This is a genomic window from Streptomyces sp. WELS2 (assembly GCF_013870595.1).
Taxonomy (GTDB): domain Bacteria; phylum Actinomycetota; class Actinomycetes; order Streptomycetales; family Streptomycetaceae; genus Streptomyces.
Genome location: NZ_JACBWZ010000285.1, coordinates 1 through 7167, shown reverse-complemented (window position 1 = coordinate 7167; position 7167 = coordinate 1). Strand labels below are relative to the sequence as shown.

The window sequence follows — 7167 nt, the reverse complement described above, 5'->3', positions numbered from 1 at the left end:
GGGCATGGTCTACTTCGCCGCGCGGCCGGGGTCGGGTGTTGGTGGCCCGGTCCCTTCTCCCCTGGTCGGGGGGTGGCCCGGCAGCCCGGTGCCGTCGGGATCTCGCGGCACCGCCGGTCCTCGTGGGACCGCGCCACGGTTCCGCCGATGACGATCAAGCAGAGCAGGGCGGCCATGAGGGGCCTGGGTGGCCATGGTGACGACGGCCCCGGCCCGCGCGGCGATCAGGCAGTTCCACAGCGGGCCGACCGTGACCGTCCGGGCCGGATCGAGGGTGAACGCGGACAGCCACCACAGGCCGAGGACCACCGCCGGGGCGGCCGGTTCCAGGAACACCAGCGCGCATCCGGCACCGATGCCGGGGCCCGGGCCGGTGCGGCCCGGGGCCGTCGGTGGCGTCGAAGGCCGGCGGGGCGACGGGGAGATCCATGCCCGCCACCCTGTCCACGGGGACCCGCGAGCGCATGAGTAGGGCTACTCGGCCGGCCCGGGCGGGCGGCCGGACGACCTCCTCGGCGCCGTGCCGCTCACCCTTGGTTCTGGCTGGCCAGTGCGGCGGAGAGTTCGCGGGCGACCTGCTGGAGCACCGGCACGATCTTCTCCGTGGCCGTCTCCGTGACCCGTCCGGCCGGCCCGGAGATGGAGATGGCCGCCGCCGTGGGGGAGTCGGGCACCGACACGGCGAGGCAGCGCACGCCGATCTCCTGTTCGTTGTCGTCCACCGCGTAGCCCATCCGCCGTACCTCCTCCAGCGCCGAGAGGAACCCTTCCGGCGTGGTGATGGTCTTCTCGGTGGCCGCGGGCATGCCGGTGCGCGCCAGCAGCGCCCGCACCTCGTCGTCCGGGACCCCGGCGAGCAGCGCCTTGCCGACGCCGGTGGAGTGCGGCAGGACCCGCCGGCCCACCTCGGTGAACATCCGCATCGAGTGCTTCGACGGGACCTGGGCGACGTACACGATCTCGTCGCCGTCGAGCAGCGCCATGTTGGCCGTCTCGCCGGTCTCCTCCACCAGCCGGGCCAGATACGGCCGGGCCCAGGTGCCGAGCAGCCGGGCGGCGGACTCGCCGAGGCGGATCAGGCGGGGGCCGAGCGCGTAGCGCCGGTTCGCCTGCTGGCGGACATAGCCGCAGGCGACCAGGGTGCGCATCAGCCGGTGGATGGTCGGCAGCGGCAGGCCGCTGGCCGCGGACAGCTCGCTGAGGCCCACCTCGCCGCCCGCGTCCGCCATCCGCTCGAGCAGGTCGAAGGCGCGCTCCAGGGACTGCACCCCGCCGGCGGCGGAGGGCTTCGCGGAGTCGGTGGTGCTGGCGCTGGACGTCGGCACGGCGCGTTCCTTTCGGGACTGGCGGGAGAGCAGAAGCCTACCCGGCAGTCGGTTGACTCCCCGCTTGTACGTAGCTACGTTCTGCTTGTTGGAATTCTAATTCCGCTTTGTGGAAACGTCCAGAGTGGGTGAGTCCCGCGCGCACCTCGAAGGGTGCCTCTTGACGGCGGAGTAGCGGAAGTGAAGACTCCTTCAACAGAACGTTGAAGTCCGTTACATGGGTGTAAATCCCGTTTCCTGGACGTGAACAGGGCGGTATAGAGAGGGGTTCGGGTGTCCGACGCTGAACTGGTGCTGCGCTCGACGCGAGTGATCACTCCGGAAGGCACGAGGGCCGCCACGGTCACCGTCTCCGGCGGGAAGATCACGGCCGTCCTGCCGTACGACGCCGAGGTGCCGGCCGCGGCCCGGCTGGAGGACGTCGGAGACCACGTACTGCTGCCCGGACTGGTCGACACCCATGTGCACGTCAACGACCCGGGCCGCACCGAGTGGGAGGGCTTCTGGACCGCCACCCGCGCGGCGGCGGCCGGCGGCATCACCACCCTGATCGACATGCCGCTCAACTCCCTGCCGCCCACCACCACGGTCGAGCACCTGCGGATCAAGCAGGACGTGGCCCGGGACAAGGCGCACATCGACGTCGGCTTCTGGGGCGGCGCCCTGCCCGACAACGTCAAGGACCTGCGCCCGCTGCACGACGCCGGCGTCTTCGGCTTCAAGGCCTTCCTCTCCCCGTCCGGCGTGGACGAGTTCCCGCACCTCGACCAGGACCGGCTCGCCCGGTCGATGGCCGAGATCGCCGGGTTCGACGGGCTGCTCATCGTGCACGCCGAGGACCCGCACCACCTGGACAGCGCCCCGCAGCACGGCGGCCCCAAGTACGCCGACTTCCTCGCCTCCCGTCCGCGCGACGCCGAGGACACCGCCATCGCGAACCTCATCGCGCAGGCCCGGCGCCTGAACGCCCGCGTGCACGTGCTGCACCTGTCCTCCAGCGACGCCCTGCCGCTGATCCGCGCCGCCCGCGCCGAGGGCGTGCGCGTCACGGTGGAGACCTGCCCGCACTACCTCGCCTTCACCGCCGAGGAAGTCCCCGACGGCGCCAGCGAGTTCAAGTGCTGCCCGCCCATCCGCGAGTCCGCCAACCAGGACCTGCTGTGGGAGGCCCTGGCCGACGGCACCATCGACTGCGTGGTCACCGACCACTCGCCCTCCACCGCCGACCTGAAGACCGACGACTTCGCCACCGCCTGGGGCGGCATAGCCGGCCTCCAGGTGAGCCTGCCGGCGGTGTGGACCGAGGCCCGCAAGCGCGGCCACACCCTCGAGGACGTCGTCCGCTGGATGTCCGCGCGGACCGCGGAGCTGGTCGGGCTGACCCGGAAGGGCGCCATCGAGGCCGGCCGCGACGCCGACTTCGCCGTCCTCGCCCCCGACGAGACCTTCACCGTCGACCCGGCCGGCCTCCAGCACCGCAACCGGGTCACCGCCTACGCCGGCAGGACCCTGTACGGCGTCGTCAAGTCCACCTGGCTGCGCGGCGAACGCATCGTCGCCGACGGCGAGTTCACCGAACCGAAGGGGACGCTGCTCAGCCGGACCCGCTGAACCCCATCCACCGAGCCTCGAAAGGAAGAACTGATCACCGTGACGGCGATACCCAGCTTCACCGGCGACGCGAACCCCTACGGAGGCGGCGACCCGTACGCGGACTACCGCACCGCCGACTTCCCCTTCACCCAGTACGCCAACCTCGCCGACCGGCAGCTCGGCGCCGGTGTCATCGCCGCCAACGACGAGTTCTTCGCCCAGCGGGAGAACCTGCTGGTGCCCGAGCGGGCCGAGTTCGACCCCGAGCACTTCGGCCACAAGGGCAAGATCATGGACGGCTGGGAGACCCGCCGCCGCCGCGGAGCCTCCGCCGAGCACCCCTGGCCCACCGCCGAGGACCACGACTGGGCGCTCGTCCGCCTCGGCGCGCCCGGGGTGATCCGCGGCATCGTGGTCGACACCGCCCACTTCCGCGGCAACTACCCGCAGGCCGTCTCCGTCGAGGGTGCCTGCGTACCCGGTTCGCCCTCGCCCGAGGAACTGCTCGGCGACGACGTGAAGTGGACCACCCTCGTGCCGCGCACCGCGGTCGGCGGCCACGCGGCCAACGGCTTCGAGGTCACCGTCGAGCAGCGCTTCACCCACCTGCGGATCAACCAGCACCCCGACGGCGGCATCGCCCGCCTGCGGGTGTACGGCGAGGTCGTCCCGGACCCCGAGTGGCTGGCGGCGCTCGGCACCTTCGACGTGGTCGCGCTGGAGAACGGCGGCCAGGTCGAGGACGCCTCCAACCTCTTCTACTCGCCGGCCACCAACACCATCCAGCCGGGCCGCTCGCGCAAGATGGACGACGGCTGGGAGACCCGCCGCCGCCGCGACCAGGGCAACGACTGGATCCGCTACCGGCTCGTCGCCCAGTCCGCCATCCGCGCCGTCGAGATCGACACCGCCTACCTGAAGGGCAACAGCGCCGGCTGGGCGTCGGTGTCCGTGCGGGACGGCGAGGACGGCGAGTGGACCGAGGTCCTGCCGCGCACCCGGCTCCAGCCCGACACCAACCACCGCTTCGTCCTGCCCGAGGCGGCGGTCGGCACGCACGCGCGGATCGACATCTTCCCCGACGGCGGCATCTCCCGGCTGCGTCTGTTCGGCTCGCTGACCGAGCGCGGCGCGAGCGGCCTGGCCGCCCGTCACCAGGAGCTGGGCGGCTGATCCCCGCTCACGCGCGCGTGGGGCGCCCCGGCCGGACAGCACCGGGGCGCCCCCGCGTCACCCTCGCGGACCCGAGTACCGCCGGTCCGGAACTCTTCCGTCCACCTGACGCGTTCTCCCTCACGTGACCCTTCAGCAAGAGATCGTCGGCAACGCCATGCAGATGGCGGTCGTCAACCTGCGTCCCGGCCAGACCGTGTACTGCGAGGCCGGGAAGTTCCTGTTCAAGACGGCGAACGTGACCATGGAGACCCGGTTGTCCGGCCCGTCGGGCGGCGGCGGACAGCAGCAGGGCGGCTCCGGCGGCATGGGCGGGCTGCTGCGCCAGGCCATGGGCACCGCCATGCAGGTCGGGCAGCGCATGCTCGCCGGTGAGTCGCTGGCCTTCCAGTACTTCACCGCCCAGGGCGGCGAGGGCACGGTCGGCTTCGCGGGCGTGCTCCCCGGGGAGATGCGCGCCCTGGAGCTGGACGGCACGCGCGCGTGGTTCGCCGAGAAGGACGCCTTCGTGGCCGCCGAGTCCAGCGTCGAGTTCGGCATCGCCTTCGCCGGCGGGCGCACCGGCATGAGCGGCGGCGAGGGCTTCGTCCTGGAGAAGTTCACCGGGCACGGCACGGTGATCATCGCCGGCGCGGGCAACTTCATCGACCTGAACCCGGCGGACTTCGGCGGCCGGATCGAGGTCGACACCGGCTGTGTGGTCGCCTTCGAGGAGGGCATCCAGTACGGCGTCCAGCGCGTCGGCGGCCTCAACCGCCAGGGGATCATGAACGCCGTCTTCGGCGGCGAGGGCCTGTCGCTGGCCACCCTGGAGGGCAACGGCCGGGTGATCCTGCAGTCCCTCACCATCGAGGGCCTGGCCAACGCCCTGAAGAAGGCCCAGGGCGGCGACAAGCAGGGCCCGACCGGCGGACTGTTCTCCACCCACGCCGGCTGAGCCGCCCGTACACCGCGACGACGAAGGCCCGGCCGCGGCGGCCGGGCCTCGGGGTGTCGCGCCCTTCCTCGGGCAGGCCCCGTGGGGGAGGGGCTCAGCAGCCGTAGTCGATCAGGTCGAACGAGGCGTAGTGGTCCGCCGTGTAGTAGTCCTCGTGGTACTTCTGACCGGTGACGACGCGTCGGGCACCACGGGTGGGGGAGCCCGGAGTGATCACGGTGTACTCGTGGTAGTAGCCGGCCGTGTGGCTGGGCAGGACGCCTTCCCGGTTCTGGAAGACGACCCCGTCCTGGGAGTACGGATACGGACCGCCCTGTTCGATCAGTTTCAGGGTGTCGTACGCCTGGGAGGGCAGATCGCCGTAGCAGACGCTGCCGACCGAGGCGGCCGCGGCGTCCGCCGTGGTGGCGGTGACGGTGCCGCCCACCAGGAGGGCGGACAGGAGGGCGGCTGCTGCGCCGATGCGCGTCGCGCGTGGGGGGAATCTCATGCCCTCATGATGACGCGCGTAGATCATGGCATGTCAATGTCAATCACACAGTGTTTTCCGGCGCGCCCGATGATTTTCCCCGGGGTTAACCTACGGCCGTTTCCGGCTGTCCGCCGCCGCGAACAGGGCGAGCGCCAGCACGATGAGCGCCACGCTCGCGTAGACCTCGTAGCCGTCGAGGAAGCCGAGGCGCTGCACCAGGCCCACGTGCCAGTCGGTGAACTCGTGCACCAGCCCCATGACCCCCTGTACCAACGCGATGAACCCGAGAAATTCCAGTAGCTGCTTCACCCGGCGACTCTCGCCCGGCGGCGCCCTGCCGAGCATCGGCCGCGCGGCGGGCGCGCGCCGCCGAAAGGCCCCGCCGCGCGGCGGCGGACCGCGCCGAAAGTTCCCCGGCGGTGCGACTTCGGTCGATGCCGCCGGTCCTACGGTCGCCGATCCCGGCCCGGGGCGGCGGAGGAGCGCCGAAGCCGCCTAGATTTGCCGACCGTGAGCAACGACGAGCAGAGGCGGGCGCCGCGAGGGTTCACGGGCCGCCGGTGGCTGTTCCCGTCCGCGTTGATCCATGAACTGGACCCGGACGCCGGGTCCTCGGGACGACGGCCCCGGCGCACCGCGCGGGACTGGGTCGTCGACTTCTCCTGCTTCCTCCTGGCCGTCCTCATCGGCCTGGCGGCGGCGCGGTCCCTGGCCGAGGAGACCGGCCTGCCGCGCTCCCTCGCCGTCCTCGACCAGGTGCTGGGCGGCCTGTCCTGCGCCGCAGTCTGGCTGCGCCGCCGGTGGCCGGTCGGGCTGGCCGTCGCGATGATCCCGGTCGGCCTGCTGTCCGACACCGCGGGCGGCGCGGCCATGGTCGCCCTGTTCACCCTCGCCGTGCACCGGCCCTTCCGGTACGTCGCCTGGATCGGCGGCGCCGGCCTCGCGCTGACGCCGCTGCTGTACTGGGTGCGGCCCGACCCCGACCTGCCCTACGCCGGCATCGTCGTGTTCACCACGCTGCTCACCGTGTCGATCACCGGCTGGGGCATGTTCGTCCGCTCCAAGCGGATGCTGATGCTGAGCCTCAGGGACCGGGCGCACCGGGCGGAGACCGAGGCCCGGCTGCGCGCCGAGCAGGCCCAGCGGCTGGCCCGCGAGGCCATCGCCCGTGAGATGCACGACGTGCTCGCCCACCGGCTCACCCTGCTCAGCGTGCACGCGGGGGCCCTGGAGTTCCGGCCGGACGCGCCCCGCGAGGAGATCGCGCGGGCCGCCGGGGTGATCCGGGAGAGCGCGCACGAGGCGTTGCAGGACCTGCGGGAGATCATCGGCGTGCTGCGGGCCGGCGACGCCGAGGAGTCCTCCGGCGGGCGGCCCCAGCCGACGCTGGCCGCGCTGGACGCCCTGGTCGCCGAGTGCCGCGAGGCCGGGATGAAGGTCACCCTGGACCATCGCGTCGCCGATCCGGCCGCCGTCCCCGCCTCCGTCGGCCGCACCGCCTACCGCATCGCCCAGGAGGCCCTGACCAACGCCCGCAAGCACGCCCCCGGCACCGAGGTCACCGTCCGCCTGACCGGCGCCCCCGGCGACGGCCTGACGATCACCGTCGCCAACCCGGCACCGCCCGCCGACGTCCCGCCCGTCCCCGGCTCCGGCCAGGGCCTGAT

Annotated in this window: 8 protein-coding genes; 4 read left to right on the top strand and 4 right to left on the bottom strand. The window is 72.5% G+C overall.

What is annotated here, in order from left to right; all coding sequences use genetic code 11:
- Window positions 1-9: 9 nt before the first annotated feature.
- Together H5J33_RS17880 and H5J33_RS17875 are read right to left on the bottom strand one after the other, a co-directional pair.
- Complete coding sequence (locus H5J33_RS17880) at window positions 10-336, bottom strand: hypothetical protein (RefSeq protein ID WP_258565195.1); 327 nt, start codon at window positions 334-336, stop codon at window positions 10-12.
- 191 nt (window positions 337-527) lie between these two features.
- A complete protein-coding gene (locus H5J33_RS17875) occupies window positions 528-1325 on the bottom strand; it encodes an IclR family transcriptional regulator (protein ID WP_181795938.1) in 798 nt (265 codons plus the stop codon).
- Window positions 1326-1598: 273 nt separating this feature from the next.
- Here H5J33_RS17875 and allB point away from each other — a divergent pair, with 273 nt between their 5' ends.
- The 3 genes from allB to H5J33_RS17860 all read left to right on the top strand — a co-directional run bounded on the left by allB (window position 1599) and on the right by H5J33_RS17860 (window position 5028).
- Window positions 1599-2936, top strand: a complete 1338-nt coding sequence (gene allB / locus H5J33_RS17870) for an allantoinase AllB (RefSeq protein WP_181795937.1) — start codon at window positions 1599-1601, stop codon at window positions 2934-2936.
- A gap of 39 nt (window positions 2937-2975) precedes the next feature.
- Window positions 2976-4091 (top strand): allantoicase, encoded by a 1116-nt coding sequence (gene alc / locus H5J33_RS17865; RefSeq protein WP_181795936.1) that lies wholly within the window; start codon window positions 2976-2978, stop codon window positions 4089-4091.
- A 124-nt stretch (window positions 4092-4215) separates the two neighbouring features.
- Window positions 4216-5028 (top strand): AIM24 family protein, encoded by an 813-nt coding sequence (locus tag H5J33_RS17860; RefSeq protein ID WP_181795935.1) that lies wholly within the window; start codon window positions 4216-4218, stop codon window positions 5026-5028.
- A gap of 94 nt (window positions 5029-5122) precedes the next feature.
- Here the strand turns inward: H5J33_RS17860 and H5J33_RS17855 are convergent, their stop codons facing one another.
- Complete coding sequence (locus H5J33_RS17855; protein WP_181795934.1) at window positions 5123-5518, bottom strand: ribonuclease domain-containing protein; 396 nt, start codon at window positions 5516-5518, stop codon at window positions 5123-5125.
- Between the two features lie 90 nt (window positions 5519-5608).
- Window positions 5609-5809, bottom strand: a complete 201-nt coding sequence (locus tag H5J33_RS17850) for a hypothetical protein (protein WP_181795933.1) — start codon at window positions 5807-5809, stop codon at window positions 5609-5611.
- A gap of 201 nt (window positions 5810-6010) precedes the next feature.
- On the opposite strand from H5J33_RS17850, the gene H5J33_RS17845 reads away from it, so the two are divergent.
- Window positions 6011-7167: histidine kinase (locus H5J33_RS17845; RefSeq protein ID WP_181795932.1), on the top strand; the 1157-nt coding region annotated here is incomplete at its 3' end.